General features: G+C 64.2%; 15 protein-coding genes. 3 read left to right on the top strand and 12 right to left on the bottom strand.

Translation table 11 applies throughout. The features are described 5' to 3' along the window. Positions 1–9 precede the first annotated feature (9 nt). Positions 10–1,650 (top strand): metallophosphoesterase, encoded by a 1,641-nt coding sequence (locus tag ACT54B_RS03695; protein WP_476042905.1) that lies wholly within the window; start codon positions 10–12, stop codon positions 1,648–1,650. Positions 1,651–1,662: 12 nt separating this feature from the next. Here ACT54B_RS03695 and ACT54B_RS03690 read toward each other — a convergent pair whose 3' ends face one another. The 12 genes from ACT54B_RS03690 to ACT54B_RS03635 all read right to left on the bottom strand — a co-directional run bounded on the left by ACT54B_RS03690 (position 1,663) and on the right by ACT54B_RS03635 (position 18,510). Further along, positions 1,663–2,124 (bottom strand): cyclic nucleotide-binding domain-containing protein, encoded by a 462-nt coding sequence (locus ACT54B_RS03690; protein ID WP_476042903.1) that lies wholly within the window; start codon positions 2,122–2,124, stop codon positions 1,663–1,665. A 78-nt stretch (positions 2,125–2,202) separates the two neighbouring features. Further along, positions 2,203–4,917 (bottom strand): ABC transporter transmembrane domain-containing protein, encoded by a 2,715-nt coding sequence (locus tag ACT54B_RS03685; RefSeq protein WP_476042902.1) that lies wholly within the window; start codon positions 4,915–4,917, stop codon positions 2,203–2,205. A gap of 89 nt (positions 4,918–5,006) precedes the next feature. Further along, a complete protein-coding gene (locus ACT54B_RS03680) occupies positions 5,007–6,167 on the bottom strand; it encodes a glycosyltransferase family protein (protein ID WP_476042901.1) in 1,161 nt (386 codons plus the stop codon). Then, positions 6,164–7,414, bottom strand: a complete 1,251-nt coding sequence (locus ACT54B_RS03675) for a glycosyltransferase family 4 protein (RefSeq protein WP_476042900.1) — start codon at positions 7,412–7,414, stop codon at positions 6,164–6,166. Before ACT54B_RS03675 ends, ACT54B_RS03680 begins: the two co-directional genes overlap by 4 nt. A gap of 10 nt (positions 7,415–7,424) precedes the next feature. Then, the gene (locus ACT54B_RS03670) at positions 7,425–8,636 is read right to left on the bottom strand and encodes a glycosyltransferase family protein (RefSeq protein ID WP_476042899.1); all 1,212 of its coding nucleotides are present in this window, start codon (positions 8,634–8,636) and stop codon (positions 7,425–7,427) included. A 12-nt stretch (positions 8,637–8,648) separates the two neighbouring features. Then, positions 8,649–9,824, bottom strand: coding sequence for an ABC transporter permease (locus tag ACT54B_RS03665; RefSeq protein ID WP_476043500.1), 1,176 nt, complete (start codon positions 9,822–9,824; stop codon positions 8,649–8,651). Between the two features lie 11 nt (positions 9,825–9,835). Continuing rightward, positions 9,836–10,834 (bottom strand): ABC transporter permease, encoded by a 999-nt coding sequence (locus tag ACT54B_RS03660; protein WP_476042898.1) that lies wholly within the window; start codon positions 10,832–10,834, stop codon positions 9,836–9,838. Positions 10,835–10,836: 2 nt separating this feature from the next. After that, positions 10,837–12,741 (bottom strand): ABC transporter substrate-binding protein, encoded by a 1,905-nt coding sequence (locus ACT54B_RS03655; RefSeq protein WP_476042897.1) that lies wholly within the window; start codon positions 12,739–12,741, stop codon positions 10,837–10,839. Next, a complete protein-coding gene (locus ACT54B_RS03650) occupies positions 12,738–14,648 on the bottom strand; it encodes an ABC transporter ATP-binding protein (protein WP_476042896.1) in 1,911 nt (636 codons plus the stop codon). Before ACT54B_RS03650 ends, ACT54B_RS03655 begins: the two co-directional genes overlap by 4 nt. Before the next feature lie 233 nt (positions 14,649–14,881). After that, on the bottom strand, positions 14,882–15,859 hold the full coding sequence (locus tag ACT54B_RS03645; protein ID WP_476042895.1) for a polysaccharide lyase family 20 protein: 978 nt from the start codon (positions 15,857–15,859) through the stop codon (positions 14,882–14,884). Beyond that, on the bottom strand, positions 15,856–17,208 hold the full coding sequence (locus ACT54B_RS03640; RefSeq protein ID WP_476042894.1) for an adenylate/guanylate cyclase domain-containing protein: 1,353 nt from the start codon (positions 17,206–17,208) through the stop codon (positions 15,856–15,858). Before ACT54B_RS03640 ends, ACT54B_RS03645 begins: the two co-directional genes overlap by 4 nt. A gap of 147 nt (positions 17,209–17,355) precedes the next feature. After that, positions 17,356–18,510, bottom strand: coding sequence for a DUF3095 domain-containing protein (locus tag ACT54B_RS03635; protein ID WP_476042893.1), 1,155 nt, complete (start codon positions 18,508–18,510; stop codon positions 17,356–17,358). Positions 18,511–18,696: 186 nt separating this feature from the next. On the opposite strand from ACT54B_RS03635, the gene ACT54B_RS03630 reads away from it, so the two are divergent. Then, positions 18,697–19,587 (top strand): DMT family transporter, encoded by an 891-nt coding sequence (locus tag ACT54B_RS03630; protein WP_476042892.1) that lies wholly within the window; start codon positions 18,697–18,699, stop codon positions 19,585–19,587. A gap of 123 nt (positions 19,588–19,710) precedes the next feature. Then, positions 19,711–21,207, top strand: coding sequence for an HAL/PAL/TAL family ammonia-lyase (locus ACT54B_RS03625; RefSeq protein WP_476042891.1), 1,497 nt, complete (start codon positions 19,711–19,713; stop codon positions 21,205–21,207).

The following is a 21,207-nucleotide window of genomic DNA, read 5'->3' as shown; positions in this document are numbered from 1 at the left end:
ATTTGCCGATTGAAAAGACAGCCCCACCACCGTTTCGCCGTGATTGCCGATGCCCATTTTCACGATCCGGGCGCGGATTTCGGCTTCGATGCCTTCACTGCTGAGGGTATCCCGCTGGCGTTGCGCCTGCCGGGCGACGTGGCGCGGGCGCCGCGCATCTACAACGAAGCGGGTTCGATCCTTGCCGCCACGCTCGAGACACTGGCGGCAGACGGCATTCAGGATGTCGTGCTGCTCGGCGATTATTCCGATGACGGACAGGCAGTCACGCTTGCAGCGCTGGCGCGCCTGCTCGACCGTTTCCGGGCGAAGCACGCGATGCGGTTTTTCGCGCTGCCGGGAAATCACGATATTTTCGGCGAGAACGGGCGGCACCGTCGCAAGCGCTACGCGGATGCGGCCGGCGAGAGCGTGCTTCTGACCAGCGATCCCGGCTATGCCGATCCCCGCGGCGGCAAGCGGGTGGTGAATGCCAATCTTTTCTGCGGCGGCTATCCGGCCAATCTGCCGGGTGGATGCGGCTTCTTCCACGATACGGATTGTCTCTACTGGGAGACGCCCTTCGGCACCGATCCCGATCCGGAAGGGCGGCGGTATCCCGTCGTCGACGGAGACGGTCTGGACCGGCGATGGCTGATGGATGCGAGCTATCTCGTCGAGCCGGTCGAGGGTCTCTGGCTCGTCATGATCGACGCCAATGTCTTTGCGCTCGATGCGACTGGCGATGACGGGCTCGGGGACAGCACGGCGGCCGGCTGGAACGCCCTTTTGCGCGAGAAATCCTTCCTGATCGACTGGCTGAGCGATATCCGCGGGCGGGCGGAGGCCGGGGGCAAGCAGGTCATCCATTTCTCGCACTATCCGGTCCTCGAAACATTGAACGGCACGCTCGAGGCGGAACTGGCCATGATGGGGACCCATTCCTTCCAGCGGCGCATGCCGCAGCCCCTTGTCGGAGGCACCGTCGGCCAGGCGGGCATGCGGCTGCATTTCAGCGGGCATGTGCATGTGCATGATGTTGCGCTGCTCAGCGGCGGTCAGGGAGAAACCCTGGTCAACGTGGCCGTGCCGGCGCTTGTCGCCTTTCCAGCGGCCGTCCGGATCGTCACCGTGTCGGAGGGCGTGGCGGAGATCGACACGCTGAGCCTCGATCACCTGCCGCTCGATCCGCTCATCACCCGGGCCAGCCAAAAATTGGCGGCGATCACGGGCGTCGAGACGGGCAGGATGCTGGAAGCGGAAACGCTGGGCGCGTTTCTCGATGCCCATCTGCAGCATGTGACCGCCCGCCGCTTCCTGAAGCGCGAATGGCCGGAGGATCTGGCCGCGTTCTTCCGTCAGGCGACGATGCCGGAGCTGCTGCACGCGGCGGGCTTTCAAGGCGCGGTCCCGCACGGCCTGTCGTCCCTGACGGCCGTGGATTTTCTGGCGGACTGGTACCGGCTTCGCGCCGGTGGCGACCTTGCCCATGTCTGGCTCGGCGGAGAGCGACTGGCGGCCTATCGCGCGCTGGTAGCCGGCGGGCCAACAGGGGCCGGCGGCGACCGCCGTCTCGGGCTCCTCCTGGAAACGCTTGGCCAACACCTTCACGGGGTGCCGGCAAACCGGCTTTCCGTCGAACTCGCAACCGGTCGTGTCCGGTTTGGCTGACCGCGAAGCGGTTTATTCGCTGGCCTTCAGCTGGCTGCGGGCGAGGGTGAGCTCCTGGGTGGTGTGGCTGAGGCGGTCGGCAAGCACGCGCATCACCTCGATGGTGATTTCGGGGAAATCGACCAGCAGCTTCAGGAACTGGTCCTTCTTGATCCGGAGCACATCCAGCGGGGAGGCGGCCCGGACCGTTGCCGTGCGCGAGACTTCGCACAGAATGGCGATTTCGCCGACGATCGAGGAATATTCGGCTTCCGCAACCTTGATCTCTCCCGCCGGCGTATCGACGAGGATATCCGCCGTGCCGTTCAGGATGACATAGGCCGCGTCTCCGGAATCGCCCTGATGGAAGATTTCCTCGCCTGCGGCATAGTTTACCCGGTCCGATGTGAATGCCAGAAGCTTCAGCTTGGCAGGCGCCACGCCGGCAAACAACGGCACCCGCCGCAACAGTTCCACTTCGTCCTTCAGCAACATGGCTTCGCTTCTTCCCACTCTTTCGGTCCGCGGCTTTCTAGCGTTTGCCGCTTGTCTGTTTGATGACAGTTCATAGCATCATGACACAAGCTGGCGGAACGTGTCATTGCTCTCGCGCAACTCGGCATGCTTGCCGTCGCCCACCAGCATGCCGCGGTCGAAGACCATGACCCGGTCGAAGAGCGGCGAAAGGCTGGCATTGGACAGGACCCAGATGACCGCAGGTTTCGCGTCGCCGCGGTCGAGCAGGTGCAGCACATTGCGCACAATTTCGTCCTGCAGCCGGTGATCGAGGCCGGGCAGGGGGCGGTTGAGGATGTAGTAGTCGGAATGGCGGATGAGCGCCCGGGCGAGGTTTAGCTTCTGGCGCTGGGTAGAGGTGAGGCGCCGGCCGCCGGGACCCACGTCGAATTCGAGGCCGATTTCCAGCACGTCGTCATAGAGTTCGCGGCTTTTCAGCATGCCGGCGACGATGGTGCGGATACGGTTTGCGCCATCGGGATGGCGGTGGCTGATCCGGCCGAAGAGAATGTTGTCCAGCAGCGTGGCCGATCCGGAATAGCGGTCGGGATCGTAGGTTTCGAGCGCGCTTTTCAGCTCTTCCGGCAGGCCTTCGTGGAACTGGCGGCGGGCTTCGACGATTTCGGCCATCCGCTCTTCGGTCAGAAGGCCGAAGCGGTGGCGAGGCTCGATATAGAGGAAGCTCAGGCGGATGATGGCCAGGCGCTCCTCCCGGGTGGCCTCGGCAAAACCGCGCCCTTTCAGCTTCTGCAACATCACCTGATAGACCGGCAGGTCGTCGGAGGTCATGAAGGTCAGCTGCTGGAAGAAGGGATGATCGGGCGGCAGGTCGCTGAACAGCTCGACGGCGTTTGCGGCAATCTCGCGGCCCATCTCGAACAGCGTGTTGGAAAGGCCCGTCTCGGTCATCACGGACCGGAAATAGGCATTGTTGGCAATGGCGGTGCCGGCCAGTTCCGGCCCGGTGGCGGTGCCGAAAAGCAGGTTCTCGCCCACCGTCGCCTCGGTGTTGTAGCGGCCGGGTTCGAAGGGCACGACAAGGCCGCTGACCCCTTCGGCGGCCAGCACACCGCCGAGGGCATGGCGCAACTCGACGATGCGTTCGGCGAGACCCGGACGCTTGCCGGGATCCATGGTGGAACGAAGCGCCAGATCCAGGATATCGCCGGAGAGCTGGACCGAATCGAGCACTTCCAGAATGGCATCGAAGAAGGTGTCCGGGCCGCTTGCATTGGCGGCCGTGTAATCGATCCAGTCGCTGTGAATGTCGAGGTCCGGATTGCCCGCAAGCCGCGCCTCGTTGATTTCCCAGCGTCGCCCCTTGAGTGCCTGCTCCTCGTAGACGGCCGGGCGGAGGGGCATGTGCTTCAGGCCATAGGTGAGGTTATCCCGCAGGCTGCCGTAGAAGAAATAGGCCTCGGACGACACATAGGAAATGCGGCGCCCCGAAATCGCCTCGGGCAGTTCGAGCAGATCCTCGCCGCCCGCCGTGATCCGCCCGCTTTCGGGCCAGATGATCCGGCCGAAGGCATCCGCCAGCGCATCGCCGCCCGCCGCCGTGCGACCGACGACGGCCACCGTCTCGCCGGGATTGATCTGCACGGACACCCGCTCCAGCAGCTTGGCACCGCTGTCGTCGACCAGCGAGAGATTGACCGCGGCCAGCGGATGGGAAAGCGGTGCCGGCAAGTCGGCATTGGGGGCCTGGATCTTGGGATCCATCACGCCATCGACGGTAAACTGCTCCACCACCTGCACATATTTCACCTGCACATCCTGACGGATCTGGTCCCAGTCGATCAGGTCCTTGAGGGGGCCGGGCAGGTCCTTGTAGGCGCTGATGACGGCGACGAGCTGCCCGATATCCAGCTTGCCCTTCAGGGCCAGATAGCCGCCGATGCAATAGAACAGGAAGGGCGTGAGCTGGGCGAGGAAGTTGTTGATGAATTTCACCATGAACTTCCACTGATAGAGATCGTAGCGGATCTTGAAGATCGTGCCGAGCCGGTGCGCGATGTCGGCGCGCTCGTAATTGGACGTATCATAGGCGTGGATGGTGCCGATGCCGTCGACGATCTCGCTGACACGGCCGGCGAGCTCGCGGGCGGTGAGCTGGCGCTGGCGACCGAGGATCAGCAGGCGGCGGCGCATGCGCGGGATCACCAGCGCCTGGATCGCCACCATCAGCGCGGCAATCATGCCCAGCCAGAAATTCTGCATCAGGATGAAGAAAAGCGCCGTCAGCGCCTGTCCGCCCAGAAGCGCCGGCTGAACGAAGGCATCGCCGGTAAAGCCGCCGAGCGGCTCGATCTCGTCCTTCACCATGCTGGCGACTTCGGCGCCCTTGATGCGTTTGAACTGCTGCGGCGGGAAGCGGAGGATGCGATCCACCAGTTCGAACCGGATGCGGCGCAACAACCGCTCGCCCAACCGGCCCTTGTAGGTGTTGATGTAGAGCTTGAAGAGGCCGTTCACGACCACCAGAAGCAGGAAAACCATGCTGAGCGCGAACAGCATCTGCATGCGGTCGAGCTCGAGGCCGTCGAAAAGCTGCACCGTTCCGAAATAGGGAAGGTCGAAGGAAATCGGCATGAAGAGCTGCGTCGCGCCGGGACCGTCGAAACCCTTGCCCTGGATCGGCCCGTTGACGATCTGCTTCGGCAGATCGAAGGACAGGAAATAGGGCACCATGGACAGCGCAACGACCAGCAGAATGTAAAGCTGCTGTCGCTTGGTATGTTTCCAGATGTAGCGGGTCAGTCGCGATTCCATGCATGCTCCTGAAGTGGCGCCCGGGGGCGGACCGGAGGCGAGACTATATTCCGGGAATAACAGATTCTACAGGATAATCATTGGGTGTTTCAGACCCGGGCCGTCGACGCTTTCCGGTCGAGCATCTCGCGCAGGACATGGGCCGTCCGGGCGGCTCCGTTGCGGTCGAGGGCGAGGGATGCGGGGTCCGGCAGGGCAATGGCACGGGTAACGGCCTTTGCCAGCATGTCCGGCCCGATTGCGGCTTCTTCCACCGTTACGGCGCGTCCGCGCCTTTCCAGTTTGTCTGCCCGCGCCTCCTGTTCTGTTTCGCCCCCCGCCGTGAAGGGAACGAGAATGGAACGGCAGCCGGCCAGCAGAATGTCGCCGATCGTATTGTAGCCGGCCTGGGAGATGGAGAGCCGTGCATTGGCGAGCAGGCCGGTGAAATCCCGGCGGAACCGGGCCAGTGTCACGTTCGGGCCTGCGGCCGCCTCCAGTGCGGCGTAATCGGGAGCCGGAAGGTTGGGGCCGGCGATGAGCAGCCAGGACAGGGCGGGATCGAGCAGGCGGGCCGCACCGAGCGCTGCCTCCATGACCTTGCGACCGACCGCACCGCCCCCGGCCGACACGACCACATCATGCCGGTCCGGGGCGGGAACCAGCCTGTCGGGCGCGACCAGCCCGGTATAGATCACCTTTCCGGCGATTTTGGAGGCGAGGGCGAAGCTGTCTTCCAGCCGGGCGAAGTCGGGATCGCCATGCACGAGCACGGCGTCGAAATGATTGCGCACGAGATCGGCGGTTTCCCGGTCGCGCCCGGGCTTTGTCCGGGCCTGGAGCAGATCCCGCACCGAAGACAGAAGCAGCGGCCGGGGCTGGCTCGCCTCGATCCGGTCGATCAGGGGCAGGAGCTCGAAGCGCACCTGCCGCCTGCCGAACGGGAAGGCTTCGAGGAGCACGGCATGGGGTTGGAAATCGTCATAAAGCGCAAGGAGACGGTCGCGGCGCGCGGCTTTATAGGCTTCCGTGGCCGGCTTTCCATCACAGTCATTGAGGGTGGAAAAGCCGTCGTCGCCGACGACGAGGGGTGGAAGCCGGACTTCCCGCACGCCCTGTGCGACGAAGCCGTCCACCGGCAATCCGCCGGTCACCAGCATCACATCGAAGCCATCGCGGACGAGAGCTTCGGCAATGCGCCCGGCGCGGGCCAGATGGCCGATGCCGAGGAGGTGCTGCACATAGAAGAGAACGCGGGGGCACTCCGTCATCGACGAGCCTCCGCATAGGCCCTTTCGAAGTAGCGGGAGAGATCGGCGATGCTGGTATGATAATCGAAATGCGCCCGCACTTTCGCCTCGGCACGCGCTCCATAGGCATGTCGGAGCGCGGGGTCGCGGATCGCTTTTTCGAGCGCCCCGGCGAAGGCGTCCGGGTTTTCCGGTTCCACCAGGAAGCCGTTTTCGCCATCGGTCAGCAGCTCCGGGATGCCCGAAATATGGGTGGAGACGGTGGCCAGACCCTGGCTCGACGCTTCGACGATCACATTCGGCAGACCGTCGCGGTCGCCATCGGCCGTGATGCGGCAGGCAAGCGCGAAGAGATCCGACTGGCGGTAGAGTTCCAGCACGTCGAGCTGGTCGAGCGCGCCCTTCCAGGCAATGCGTCCGGCAATGCCCAGCTGTTCCGCGAGCGGCTTCAGACGGGCCAGTTCGCCGCCTCCGCCCACGTGGTCGAAGCGCCAGTGAAGGTCCGCAGGCAACTGGCTGAGCGCCTTGAGTAGAATGTCGTATCCCTTCTTTTCCACCGCCCGGCCGACGCTGACGATCCGGACGGGATCGGCGGGATCGGACCCGTCCCGCAGGGACCGTGTTCCGGAAAAGGGCGAGAAGCGGGAGAGGTCGAGGCCGTGATAGCTCAGATGCACGGTGCCCTGGCCGGCGGCGAGATGCTTCAGATGGTCGTAACCGGAGGCGGTGCAGGTAACGGTCCAGCGGGCATGCTTGAGCTTTTCGGCCAGCTCCCAGTCCGGCGAGGTCCAGATATCCTTCGCATGCGCGGAGACGGTATAGGGAATGGCGGTCATCGCGCTGGCATAGGCGGCGACCGAGCAGGGCGTATGGATGAAATGGGCGTGCAGCCACGCGCCGCCCTGCGGCCATTCGGCGACCAGCACGGCCGCCTGGCCCAGCCGCCGGAACCGGTTGCGGCTGACATCCCGGCCGAGGTCTTTCAGGAACCGGGGCAGAAGTCGCCAGAAGCCGGGATTGAAAAGGGCTTTTCCGAGCGCTTTTGCGACCCGCAGGGGCTCTTCATGCAGGTATTCCGGCAGATAGAGCACGGGTGCCCGGATCTCGTCATGGACGGGATGGCGCTTCTTGTCCGTCGGGTGGCGAAGCGAGACCAGCGACAGGCGGAAGCCTGCCTTTTCCAGTCCCAGCAGCTCCTGGGCGATGAAGGTTTCGGAAAGCCGCGGATAGCCCTTCAGCAGGACAACGAGATTCGGTTTGTCGGTCATCGGCCTTCCTTCAGGATGCGGCGGTCTTTTCCGCCGCACGGGCCTGCTCGCGTTCCTCGATCCAGGGCAGGACCTCGGCCGAGATCTTGGCCAGCCCTTCGAGCCGCAGGTTGGACGCGCAGGTGGAGGGGAGCGGACGGCTCCAGAGCGCCTTCAGCGCGGCGGACATGCGGACCGGATCCTCCGCCTCGTCGGGCAGGAGCATGTCGATCAGCCCCAGCTCGCTGGCGCGGGTGGCGCGGATCAGCTGTTCCTCGCGCGGCACGACGCGGGGCACGATCAGCGCCCGCTTGTCGAAGGAGAGGATCTCGCAATAGGTGTTGTATCCGCCCATGGCGACGACGGCGGTGGCGCCGGCGATCAGCTCTTCCATGCGGTTGTCGAATTCGATCACCTCGATCGTCGGCACCTTCTTGGCCTTGCGCATCAGCTTTTCCCGCTGGCGGGCCGGCATGTAGGGACCCAGCACGATCAGCGCCCGGCAGGTGAGGGACGGATCGGCCCGGTAGGCATCGATGACCTGGTGGACCAGTTCCGCGCCGTCGCCCCCGCCGCCGGTCGTGACGAGCAGGTAATCGCCTTCCGGGCGACTGCGATTGTCATCGCGCGAGACGCTGCGCTGGAGGAAGCCGACGAAGCTCATCTTGTCGCGCACTCCCGGCGGTACCTCGAGGCCGGTGAGCGGATCGTAGAAATCCGGTGGGCCATAGACCCAGATGCGGTCAAAATAGTGGTCGATCTTGGGCAGGATGTTGCTGCGCTTCCATTCGGCATCCAGCAACTCCGGCGAATCCATCACCTCGCGCAGGCCGAGCACCAGTTTGGTCCCGCGCTCCTTCAGGAACTCCAGCGTCGGCTCCACCTCGCCGCGCAGGCCCATGGGTTCCTTGTCGACGATGAAGATGTCCGGCTTGAAGGTCTCTGCCGTGTGCTGGATGATCGACCGCCGGATCGACAGGGTATCCTGCAGGTCGATGTGCCGGTCGAGCGACTGGTATTCGCCATTGCGCAGCTTGATCACGCTCGGGATCTTCACGAAATCCACGCGGGCCCGGTAATCGAAGGCGCCTGCGATGGTGGCGCCGGAGACGATCAGAATGGAAAGGCCGCGATAATCCTCCACCAGCGAGTGGGCTATGGTGCGGCAGCGGCGCAGGTGCCCGAGGCCGAATGTATCATGGCTGTACATGAGGATGCGTGCATCTTCAAAACGGCGAAGCATACGTCTTCCACTTCACTTGTAGGGATCGGCGGCATCGCGCAAACCATCGCCCAGGAAGTTGAAGGCGAGGATGACGAGGATGACGGGAATGGTCGGAAAAAGGAGCCAGGGATAGAAGGCGATCACGCTCACCGAGCGCGCCTCCGTGAGCAGGATGCCCCAGCTGGTGATGGGCGGGCGCAGGCCGAGACCGAGGAAGCTGAGCGCCGTTTCTCCAAGGATCATGCCGGGAATGGCGAGCGTCGCCGTGGCGATCAGGTGCGACATGAAGCCCGGCACCAGGTGGCGGCCGATGATGCGGGCCGGACCCGCTCCCATCAGCTGCGCGGCCAGGACGTAGTCTTCCTCGCGCAGCGAGAGCAGCTTGGAGCGCACCGCTCGGGCCAGACCCGTCCAGTCGAGCAGGCCAAGGATGACGGTAATGCCGATATAGATGAGTATCGGGCTCCAGGTGACGGGCATGATGGCAGCGAGCGCCATCCAGAGCGGGATGCTGGGAATGGATTGCAGAACTTCGATGATGCGCTGCACCAGCAGGTCGAACCAGCCTCCGTGATAGCCGGCAAGGCCGCCGATCACGATTCCGAGCGTGAAGGAGATGGCGATGCCCAGAAGGCCGATCGTCAGCGAAATGCGTGCCCCGTAGAGGATGCGGGAAAGCACATCGCGGCCGAGCCGGTCGGTGCCGAGCAGGAAGAGCGTCCCGCCCTCGGCGGGGCAGGCGAGATGCAGGCTCGTCTGCTTCAGACCCCAGAAGCGATAGCTGTCGCCGCTGCAGAAAAAGCGGATCGGCTGCACATCCGCGCGGTTATCGGCATAGACCCGCTGCAGCGTGTCCATGTCGAGCGTCATGGTTCGCCCGTAGACGAAAGGCCCGACAAATTGGCCCTCGTGGAAGAGATGCACCCGCTGCGGCGGCTCGTAAATGTGCTCCATGTGCCGGCTGTGCAGATTGTAGGGCGCCAGGAATTCCACCATCGCGATCATGGCGTAGAGAATGCCGAGGAACCAGGCGGAGGCCAGCGCCAGCTTGTGGCGGCGGAATTTCCACCACATCAGCTGCTTTTGCGAGGCGCGGGCGAATTTCTTCTGCTTGGGCGTCGCTTCGTCCAGGTGATCGGGATCGAAGGGCGCGTCCGAGACATAATGCGCGAGCGGCGCGCCGGGTGCGGGCAGGGGAGACGTCATCTTGTCGGCGCTCACTTGGTGCTCCTCCCGGCCAGACGGATGCGGGGATCGAGCAGCGCCAGCGCGATATCGGAAATCAGCATGCCGATGACGGTCAGGAAGGCGAGGAACATCAGGAACGAACCCGCCAGATACATGTCCTGGCTCTGGAGCGCCTTCACGAGCATCGGCCCGGTGGTTTCGAGCGAAAGCACGATGGCGGTGATTTCCGCGCCCGAAATGATCGCCGGCAGGATCGAGCCGATATCGGCCACGAAGAAGTTCAGCGCCATGCGCAGCGGATATTTCACCAGCGTGCGGGTGGGCGACAGGCCCTTGGCGCGGGCGGTCACGACATATTGCTTCTGCAGCTCGTCGAGCAGGTTGGCGCGCAGGCGCCGGATCATGCCCGCGGTTCCGGCTGTGCCGACGATCAGCACGGGGATCCAGATATGGGAGAGGATCGATCGCGCCTTTTCCCAGCTCATCGGTTCTGCCAGATATTTCTGGTCCATCAGGTGGCCGATGGAGACGCCGAACCAGCGGTTGGCAAAGAACATCAGGATCAGGGCCAGCATGAAGTTCGGCACGGCAATGCCGAGCAGGCCCAGCAGCGTCAGTCCGTAATCGCCCCAGCTATACTGGTGCGTGGCGGAATAGATGCCGATGGGGAAGGCGATGAGCCAGGTGACGATGATGGTGCAGAAAGAGACCAGTATGGTCAGCCACATGCGATCGCCGACCACTTCGCTGACCGGCAGCTGATATTCGAACGAATAGCCGAAATCGCCGTGCAGCATGGCCCCGACCCAGTGGAAATAGCGCATGACCGGCGGCTGATCGAAGCCGTATTGCTGGCGCAGCTCCTCGATTTCGGCCATGTCCACATCCTCGCCCATGGCGGTGAGTTCGGAAACATAGCTTTCGAAATAGTCGCCGGGGGGCAGCTCGATGATGGTGAAGACCAGCATGGAGATGACCGCAAGCGTGGGGATCATCGAAAGAAGGCGCAGGATGATATAGCGCAGCATGGTCAGCCCTCCTCCCTGAGGAAGAACGTGTCTGGCTTGTAGACGCCAAGATAGGCGGTGGGCTCGAAGCCGAAGAGGCCCTTGTCCGGCACGTTGACGAGGCGTGCGGCATGCACCATCGGCTGGAGCCCGCCATTGACGATGCCGATGGAAAAGACCTGATCCGTGTAGATATCGAGCATTCTGGCCCAGACGTCGGCGCGGCCTTCAGTGGTGGCGGAGGCTTCCCATTCGCCGAGCAGGTCGACGAGCTTCTGCGCCTCGGGAAGTTCCGGGGGCTTGCCCTTCTTGCCGACGGACAGGTAGTGCATGCCCCAGACCGGCCATTGCAGCTGGTCATCGGCGGTGGGTGCAATCTGCGAGGGGTTCATGTCGGCGGTCGGAACGCCATTGTCCATGCCCATCCACATCGACATCATGATCTCGCCGCCCATGGCGCGGCTGCGGAACACGTCGCGCTGGGACGTTCGCACGAAGAGAGACAGGCCGACGTCGCGCCAGTGATCCGTCACCAGTTCGAGCACGTCGGTCTCGAGCGTGCTTTCGCCTGCGGTCTCCACCACGATTTCGGCCTTGCGACCATCGGGAAGCAGCCGGATGCCGTCGCTGTTGCGGGCCGTCAGGCCCAGCTCGTCCAGCAGGCGGTTCGCCTGTTCCGGATCATGCGTGCTCCAGGCCTTCGCAAGGGATTCCCGGTAAAGCGGGCTTTCCGGCAGCACGGTATCGGCGCTTTCGCGGGCAAGCCCGTAGAAGGCGGCGAGATTGATCTCGCGCCGGTCGATGGCGAGCGAAAGCGCGCGGCGCATCCGCACGTCGCGGAACAGGCCACGCCAAACCTCGTCGCCGCAATTCAGGTTCGGCAGAAGCGCGACGCGGGAACCCTGCGTGCGCTTCCAGAGGCTGACCTTGACCGGGAACAGCTTCTCGCTGTCCTTCAGGAAGGTATAATCGGCAAAGTCGAGGCTGTTGATCTGGAGATCGGATTCGCCCGTGCCCGCCTTGGCGGCGATGATATCAGGGGTGCTCAGCGACAGGACAACCCGGTCCACATAGGGGAGTTGCAACCCGTTCTCATCCACCCGGTGGAAATAGGGGTTCCGCTCGAAGACGAACTGCTCTGCGGGCGGCGCCACTGTGTTGCGCCAGGGATCGAGCGTCGGCAGATCGGGATTTTCCGGCCGGTAGCTGCGGGACATCTTGATGTGCAGGTCTGCCCATTTCTTGACCCGGTACTCCTTCATCAGCGCCGAAAGGCGGAAGGCATCCTGATAATCCTTGTGGAACTGCCGCATGTAGCCGGAGGGCATGAGAATGACGAGCGGCTGCGGCGCGGCGAGCTTCGGCAGGAAATTCGGGTTCGGCGCATCCCAGCTGTAGCGGACCGTATAGTGATCAAGGATCTCGAAACGCGGCGGCTTGCCGTTGGCCAGCAGCTCGCGCGGCAGCCCGCCCTTGCGCAGGTCGTCGTTGAGGATCACATCTTCCCAGCAATAGCGGAAATCTTCCGCCGTGAGCAGCGATCCATCCGACCAGCGATGCCCCTTGCGCAGATGGAAGGTGAAGATGCGGTCGCCCTCGTTGTCCACCTTTTCCAGCACGTCCGGCTGCAACTGGAGGGTTTCGTCATAGCCGACCAGCCGGGCATAACCGTTGATCGTCATCAGGCGGATGTCCTTCTGGCTGCCGATCAGCATGCGCACCGTGCCGCCGTGGCGCCCGGGTTCGCGACCCATGGCCTTCACATTGATCACGCGGGGATTTTCCGGCAGTCGGGTGGCCGCATCGGGCAGGAGCCCGCTGGCGACCAGATCGTCCAGAATGGGGCTGCCGGTAAAGCCCGCAGCGCGGGCCGCGCCGGGAAGGGCAAGGGCTGCCAGAATCTTGAGGGCTGTGCGGCGGCCGATCATGCGCGTAGCTCCGCAACGGAGATGGAGGGTCGGGCGAGCACGAGATGGCCTCCGCCGAGATCGGCGGCCGCCAGCGCTCCAGCTTCTTCCGCGGGGCGGAAGGCTTCCGGCCAGCGGCCGACATCGGAGGCGCCGCCTGCAGAAATCGCCTCGAAATCCAGGGGGCGGTCGAGGTCCGGAAAGGGCACGGCTGCCAGCAGCGCCCGCGTGTAGGGATGAACCGGCGCGCGCATGAGCACGTCGCGGGGGGCGATTTCCACGATGCGGCCGTTGCACATGACGGCGATACGGTCCGCCATGTAATCCACCACGGCGAGATTGTGGGAGATGAAGATGGTCGTGAGCCCCAGGTCCTTCTTCAGATCCTTGAGCAGGTTGAGGATCTGCGCCTGTACGGATACGTCGAGCGCCGAAACCGGCTCGTCGCAGATGATCAGTTCCGGGCCGAGCGCGAGGGCTCGGGCAATCCCGATGCGCTGGCGCTGGCCGCCGGAGAAGGCGTGCGGGTAGCGGTTGAGGGCGGTCTCGTCGAGCCCGATGGCCGAGAGCAGGCGTCGAACCGTTTCCAGACGGGAGCGGGCATCGCCGCGCCCGTGAATTTCCAGCGGCTCCATCAGGATGTTCTGCACGGTCATGCGCGGAGAGAGCGATGAAACGGGATCCTGGAAGATCATCTGGATGCGGGTGCGGAGCCGGTTGAGTTCCGCGCCGCCCGCCTTGCCGATGTCGATGTCGCCCTCGGCGCTGTGCAGCACGATGCTGCCTTCATCCGGGGTGATCGCCCGCATCAGGATCTTGCTGAGTGTGGTCTTGCCGCAGCCGCTTTCCCCGACCAGGCCCAGGCACTCGCCCCGCTCGACCGTGAAGCTCACATCCGAGACCGCCCGGTGCAGCCGCTTTTCGCCGGAGCGGAGGAAACCGCCCTTGCGGGTCGCGAAGGTCTTGCTGACATGGCTGACCGAGAGCAGCGGTCCCGGTCGCGAGGCCGTGCTGCCGGCACGCGCAGGCGATGCGATATGGCCGGACAGTCCGGCGCCGCCCGCAGCGATCGCCCGGAGCGGCTTCAGCCGCTCGCCGGCCGGCATGTCGAAATGGGGAACAGCCTCCAGCAGGCCCTTCAGGTAGGGATGCCGCGGATTGCGGAAGATGGCGTCGACGGGACCTGCTTCCATGATCTCGCCGCGATAGATCACCACCACCTCGTCCGCCACATTGGCAACGACGCCAAGATCGTGGGTGATCAGCAGCATGGCCATGCCGAGCTTCTGCTGAAGGTCGCGCAACAGTTTCAGGATCTGCGCCTGGATCGTGACGTCGAGCGCGGTGGTCGGCTCGTCGGCGATCAGCAGGGCCGGCCGGCAGATCAGCGCCATGGCAATCATGGCGCGCTGGCGCATGCCGCCCGACAGTTCGAAGGGATACATGTCGAAGGCGCGCTTCGGCTCATGGAAGCCGACGAGACCCAGCATTTCCTCCGTCTTGGCCCGGCGCTCCGCGGCGGTATCGGCCGTGTGGATCGCCAGAACCTCGCTGATCTGGTCGCCGATCGTGTGCAGCGGCGAAAGCGAGGTCATGGGCTCCTGGAAGATCTTGCCCATGCGGCGGCCGCGAAGGGCACGGATTTCCCGGCCGTCCAGCGGCATGCGGACAATATCCACAGTCTCGCCCGGGCGGGCCGGATCGCTGAAATAGATATGGCCTTCCGCCGAGGCGATCCGCGGCAGGATGCCCATGATGGCCTGGCTGATCACCGATTTGCCGGAACCCGATTCCCCCACGAGCGCGGTGACCTTGCCGGGCAGCACCCGCAGGCTCGCATTCTTCACGGCCGGAATGACACCACTCGGCACATGGAAGGATATTTTCAGATTCTCGACCCTGAGCAAGTCGTTTGCCGGTGCGGTCATCTCGTTGTCCTCCCCTCAAGGCACCGAGATCCGGCTGTGTCCTGTACTGTCATGCCTGTCCCTGCTGGTCCGGGTTGATCCCGGGCCATTCATGCGCAGGACCGACCGTATGGTTCCGGTTCTTCTATCCTGGCACGTTTCCATAGAAACGATTTAACAGCATAACTGTTTTGCGTAATCAACTGTTATGCGGACAGACTGTCGCGATCTGAACAGATCGATTATGGGCCTATTCAGGGGATGGCCGGGCAGAGGGACTTGTCCTTCAGCACGTCGGCGCAGTCGGGGGAGCGGCGATATTCGTCGTAAAACAGCGTCCACACGCCTTCACCAGCGGCTCGGTAGGGGCCGAACTTGAAATACTGGTTCTCTAGCAGGCCCGGGTCGTTATGGCCGATCGCGCCCCGGATCGTCACGATGGGCTTGTTGTTGGCAAAGATCTCGATACGGCCGGAACCGTCCGCACCGGGTTTGGTGTAAATGGCGAAATCGATCCACCCCGTAGCAGGCGAGGGCAGGGGATTGCCATGGTTTTCCACCGAGATGGCCTTGGTACAGGCGGTGAATTCGGCCCCGTCACGCGGGGTGAAAGCCGCATCCGTGCCGACGAGCGCCCGCATCTGGTTGGTCTCCGGGCGGGGCCAGACCGGCGTTTCACCGGGCCCGCAGGCGGCGACCTCGTCCTTGGCGACCTGGTCCCGGTCAGGCTTGTGATAATTGGTCTCGACGGTGGCAAACAGCTTGCCGTTGCGCAGGCGCAGCGCCAGGAACGGGCTGAAATCGCCTTCGGCATCCGGACCGATCTCGCGCTTCCACTGGGCGATCAGATAGCGGTGATCGTTCTGCGGGATGGGCTCGGCCAGCTTGACGGCGAACCCGACCCATACGCCCTTGTCGTAGGGCACGCGCAGGTCGGGCTTTTCCCAGATTTCCGCCCGTTCGCTGCAGTTTTCCGCGCCGGCTTCGCAGTTTTCGCGCACCGACAGCTTGAGGCTCCGATGCCCGGCGAAGGCGTCTTCGGACTGGAAGACGAAGCTTCCGGCCGCCTGTTCGTCGTTCTTCTTGTAGTAGAGCCCGCCGTTGGGGGCGAAATCCTCTCCCTCGAAACCGTCGTAAAGCCGGGTGCCAAGCGCATCGGCCCCTTGGGCGGGAGCGGCGAGGAGAAGGACGAGCGGCAGGAAGAGCGAGGCGGCGCGCAACGATTTGTTCATGGCAGGAGACGGTTCCAGGGGGATTTCTGTTCGGTCGTTCGACCGGCGTTCTGGTAGAGCAGCATCACCTGCTCCGCTTCGGACCGGGCTTCCAGCGAGCGGCTTTCGATGACCTCGTAATGGTCGAGCTGCATGTGGTCGCCGGTCGGTTCGAGGACCTTCACCTTGGAACGCACGCCCCGCAGCTCTTCCTCGGCCACGTTCAGCCAGTTGCCGCCGCAGTAATTCACGAAGGCACCGCTGGCCAGCACCGGCTTCGAATATTTCTTGGTCAGGCCCTGGAGGCGGTGGACCTCGTTGACCGAGGCACCGAAGGCGGAAAAGGTCAGCCGGTCCTTCAGCCCCACATTGCCGAACATCACGTTGCCCATATGCAGACCGATGCCGTAGCGCACGGCACCCAGCGATTGCTGGGTTCGGCTCCGATTCATTTCATGCATGCGGCTCACGGCCTGCCGGGCGGCCGTCATGGCCGACTGAGCGGCAAATTCCGAAGGCTCGCGGTGCCGGCCGCAGGGATAGATGGCCAGGAAGCCGTCGCCGACGAAGCTCAGGATTTCGCCGCCATTGCGATTGAAGGGAAGGGCCACCGCATCGAAGAACTGGTTGAGGGTATCGATATAGACCTGCCGGCCTTCCTTCTCGGCAAGAAGCGTGGAATCGCGCATGTCCACCATGACAAGCGCCGCCCGGATGCTCTCGCCATCCCCGCGCCGGATCTGGCCGGACAGCACCCGCTGGCCCGCATTGCCCCCCAGATAGGTGGTGAGCATGTTGTTGGCGAGCTTGCCCAGCACGGCCATCTTGGCGGCAACCGCGAGATGGGTCTGGATGCGCAGCAATGCGGCGATCACCGCATCGTCGAAACCGCCCGGGGCATCGGTTGCCCAGGACCCGATCATGCCCTGCTTGGAATCGCTGCCGAAGGACTGGACAAAGGCGAGATAGTCGGTCACGCCGATGCGCTTCAGATCCGCAAAGACCGGAAATTCGTCCGGCGTTTCCGCCGTCAGGTGACGGCGGATATGGCTGAGATTGTGACTGAGCAGATGATAGTAGGGGCTTTTCAGGAAGCGGTCATTGTCATCGCTGGTCCGCTGGGCCCGGTAGCCCTCCACCGTAATGCCTTCGCCCCGCATCCAGGTGAAGCCGACCGCATCATAAAGCGGATGGAGCACCGAGAAGGACAGATGCACCCGCAGCAGCGGAAGACCCGACGCGGCCAGCCGCTCGCAAAAACCCTGGACCAGGACTTCCAGCCCTTCGCCATTCAAGGCTGCCTGTTGCAGCCAGGTGGAAACACCCTCGAGGAGGGTGTCGGAGACGGGGGCGCGATGGGCGATCTTCATGGAATACGGGTTCCGCAGCAAGCAGGAGACAAAGGCCCAAATCCCGCGAACCGGGGCGAGGCGTAAGACTCATGTAGAAAAGCAAGTATTCTCTATCAAGGTCACGAATGACAACTAGTCGTTTTTCAACGGCTGTCGATGAAGGGGTCAGGCGGACGTTTTCTTGATCCGGGCAGCGGCCATGGCGTAGCCGCCGGACCCGCCATCGATGAAATGCATGTGGTCCCGGCTGAGCGGGGTGGGCACGAGGCAGGTGACGAGGGCGGTTTCCTGCTCGTGGATGCCGTACTGGCATATGCCGGCGCGTTCGGCCTCCTCCAGCCGCGCGCGGATCGCATCCAGCCGGCGGCGGTCGATGTCGACCGTCATTTTCAGCCCGTCGTCATATTTGCGGAAATCGCTGTTGGCGGAGACATCCTCGCGATAGCGGCGCGGATCGAAGGAGCCTGCCGTCCGGTTGAACCGCGACAGGAGGGCAATCATGATGACTTCAAAGGCAACGCGCATGGCCTTTCTGAGGCGCGGGAGGCCCGGCGGCGCGGCCCGGATTTCCACCCGGCAGGCGCCGGGGGAGAGATTGACCGGCGGCCCTTCCACCGGCAGCGGATGGCCCCCGCGCTCGCCTTCTCCCGATATGGCCACCACATCGCTCACCAGCATGCGGAAAGCGTCCGCATGGGCGTCGTCCGTCGGCAGGGCGATGATCGAGACAATCAGCCCGTTGCGGGATCGAACCGGGTTCCAGCGGCAGGAAAGACCGGTCAGATCGGGCTGTCCGGTCGAGAGGCTGGCATCCAGCCCGTACCGGCCCGCCTTCATCTGTTGTTCGGCCCAGTGCACGCCTCCGCCGGAGAACATGGCGTAGCTCACCTGTTCGCTGGGCTTGTAGCGGCCGACGCGAACATCGTGACCTGCCGCGCGGATGTCGGCCAGCGGCACGAGCGCGACGCGCAAATCCAGCTCCATGTTGGTCTTCACCCAGTCTCTGGTCGAGGCCAGCGCCCGGCGGGCGGGCTCCGCCTGATCGGGCGGGATCGCAACCGCGGCGCCGTCTCCGCCGAAAACGAAGGGAAGATCATGCTCTCCCACTGCATTCATGATGGCGGAGATCACGCTTGCGCCGGCCATGTTGACCGACTTGTACCGGCCGTTCGCGATGGCCTTCGTGGAGTTCACGATATCCGCGGTGGCAAGCCACCAGTCCGCCGGAAGCGGCGTGTAATTGCCGTCGCGGGTCACCCCGTCGAAATCGGCAAAGACGGGCAGGCCTTGAAAGAACGAATCCGTAGTGACTGTCTCCATGGCCTCATCCTATCCTATTCATTCTCCGTGGCCAGCGGGTGCGGCAATTTGAAGACGAAGCGTACCGATTAGGACGGAATGACGGTTTTCACCGGCATCGCGGCGCGATAGAAGAGAAACGGTTCGCCGCGTGCTTTGCACGCGCAGATCCCTTCTTCGATCCCATCGCCAGACACAGAGCCTTCCATGAACAGCGCGCGCTCTTCCGTCGCCGACAGGCGACTTCCCCTTGTTGCCCTCTTTGCGGGCGGAATCGCCATCGGGGGCTCGCCGATCTTCGTGCGTCTTTCGGAAGTGGACCCGATGGCGACCGCCTTCTGGCGTACGGCGCTGAGCCTCATCCCCTTCATCCTTTTCGCCCTGGTGCGGCAGCGGGAGGCGCTGCGGCTGCCGAAGTCGGGGGCCGATCTGGCGCGGCTGGCGCTGCCGGGCCTGTTCCTCGCCACCGACCTGTCCTTCTGGCATCTCTCCATCGAGATGACGAGCGTGGCCAATGCAACGCTGCTGGTCAACCTTTCGCCCGTGTTCGTCACCCTGGCGTCCTGGGCCTTTTTCGGAGCGGTGATTACCCGTCGCTTCCTCGTCGGTCTGGGGATCGCGATCCTCGGCGTCATCGTGCTGAAAAGCGGCGGCGCCAACAGTTTCGGCGGCGGACACTGGCTTGGCGATCTCTTCGCCATCTTGGGCGCCCTGTTTTATGCGGGCTACATGCTGACCCTCGGTGCGGCGCGCAACCGGTTCACCACCCTGCAGGTGATGATCTGGAACAGCGGCGTTGCGGCTGTCTCCATCCTTCCCGTGGCGCTGCTGACGGAACAGGCCATCGTGCCCCATTCTGTCGCGGGCTGGGCGACCGTTACCGGCTTGTCGATGATCAGCCATGTGGGCGGTCAGGCGTCGATCATCTATGCTCTGGCCTATCTGCCGACGGCCTTCTCGTCGCTGACCCTTCTGCTTCAGCCGGTCGTGGCGGCGATTCTCGGCGTGTTCCTGTTGCACGAGCCCCTGGGCTGGAACGGCATTCTGGGCGGTGCGGGCGTTCTTGCCGGCATACTCATCGCCCGCAAGGCGGTCTGAGGCGGCATTTGCTGTCGCAATCAGGTGTGGTCGGTCCGCAGCCCCGGTTTAGTCTCGCAGTCCGAAGCGGACCGGTGCCCTTGCGGGGCGCGGCCGGAAAAGCGGCAAAACGGGGAGGGTGCAATGGCGGTGATGTTGGATGAGGGGCTCGGCTGGCGCGCGGTGGCCCGGGTGGCCATGGGCGAACCGCTCGCGCTGACAGAGGCTGCCTGGACACGCGTGCGCCATGCCGCCGACATCGTCCAGCGGATTGTCGAAAGCGGCGTTCGGGCCTATGGCATCACCACGGGCGTCGGGGCACTTTCCGATACGGTCGTCAGCCGCGCGGCGCAGGCCAAGCTCTCGCATACCATCCTGCTCAGCCATGCGGCCAGTGTGGGACCGCTGATGCCCGAGGATCAGGTACGCGCGATTATCGCCGCGCAGATCGCCAATTTCGCCCATGGGCATTCCGGGGTGCGTCCAGAAATCCTGACGGCCTATCTTGCCTTTCTCGAGCAGGGGCTGGTGCCCGATGTCCCCATGCGCGGCTCGGTCGGGTATCTCGTGCATAATGCGGCCATCGCCCTTCTGCTGATCGGGGAGGGCAGTGCGCGGGTCAAGGGCATGCCGTTGGAAGGAGGCGAAGCCTTGCAGGCCATCGGCCTCGCGCCGCTGACGCTCCGGGCCAAGGAAGGGTTGAGCCTGGTGAACGGGTCGGCCTGCGCCACGGGCCTCGCGGCGCTTGCGCTCCACCGGGCGCATCATCTCCTCGACTGGGCGGATGCCATCGCGGCGCTCAGCGCCGAAGCCGCCGGATGCCAGATGGCGGCTTTCGGCCCCGAGGTGACGGCCCTGCGCCCCTCTCCTGGCATGGCACAGGTGGCGGCCTCGCTCCGCAGTCGCTTGCAGGGCAGCGGGCTGATCGCCGCTGCCGAGGGACGGCGGACGCAGGATGCGCTGAGCCTGCGCTCCATCCCCCACATGCACGGCGCGGCGCGCGATCTTGTGGCCGAATGCGGGCGGGTGGTGGATCAGGAACTGGCTTCGGTCACCGACAATCCGGCGCTTTCGGGAACGCCGGAGCGCCCCGTCGTCACTTCGGAAGCCCATGCGGTGGCGCCGGCGCTCGGGCTTTCCATGGACAGTCTGGGCCTCGCCATGGCCCAGCTTTCGCAATTAAGCGAACGGCGCATGGACCGGCTGGTCAATCCGCTGGTCAGCGGCCTTCCGCCCTTTCTTGCGACCGATGCCGGCAGCCATTCGGGCTTCATGATCGCCCAGTATACCGCCGTCGGTCTGGCAAGCGAGAATCGCCGTCTCGCCCAACCCGTCGCGCTGGATGGCGGTGTGACCTCCGGATTGCAGGAGGATTTCCTCGCCCACCCGACCTCTGCCGCACAGAAATGCCTCTCCATTCTCGACAATACGGCCTATATCCTCGCCATCGAGCTGATGGCGGCAGCGCAAGCCGTGGAAATGGCGGGCGATGCTGCAGCCATGGCGCCGGGGACCGCCTGCCTGCATCGGCGCGTGCGGGCGCTTGTCGCGCCCTATGGCGACGACAGGCCCCTCAACCGGGACATGGAAAAACTGAAGCGCCTGATCGACACGGAATTGCCGCCCCCGGTGGACGGCTAA

The sequence above is a fragment of the Gellertiella sp. DMC107 genome (assembly GCF_056313605.1).
This window is presented reverse-complemented; position numbering and strand designations above follow the sequence as displayed.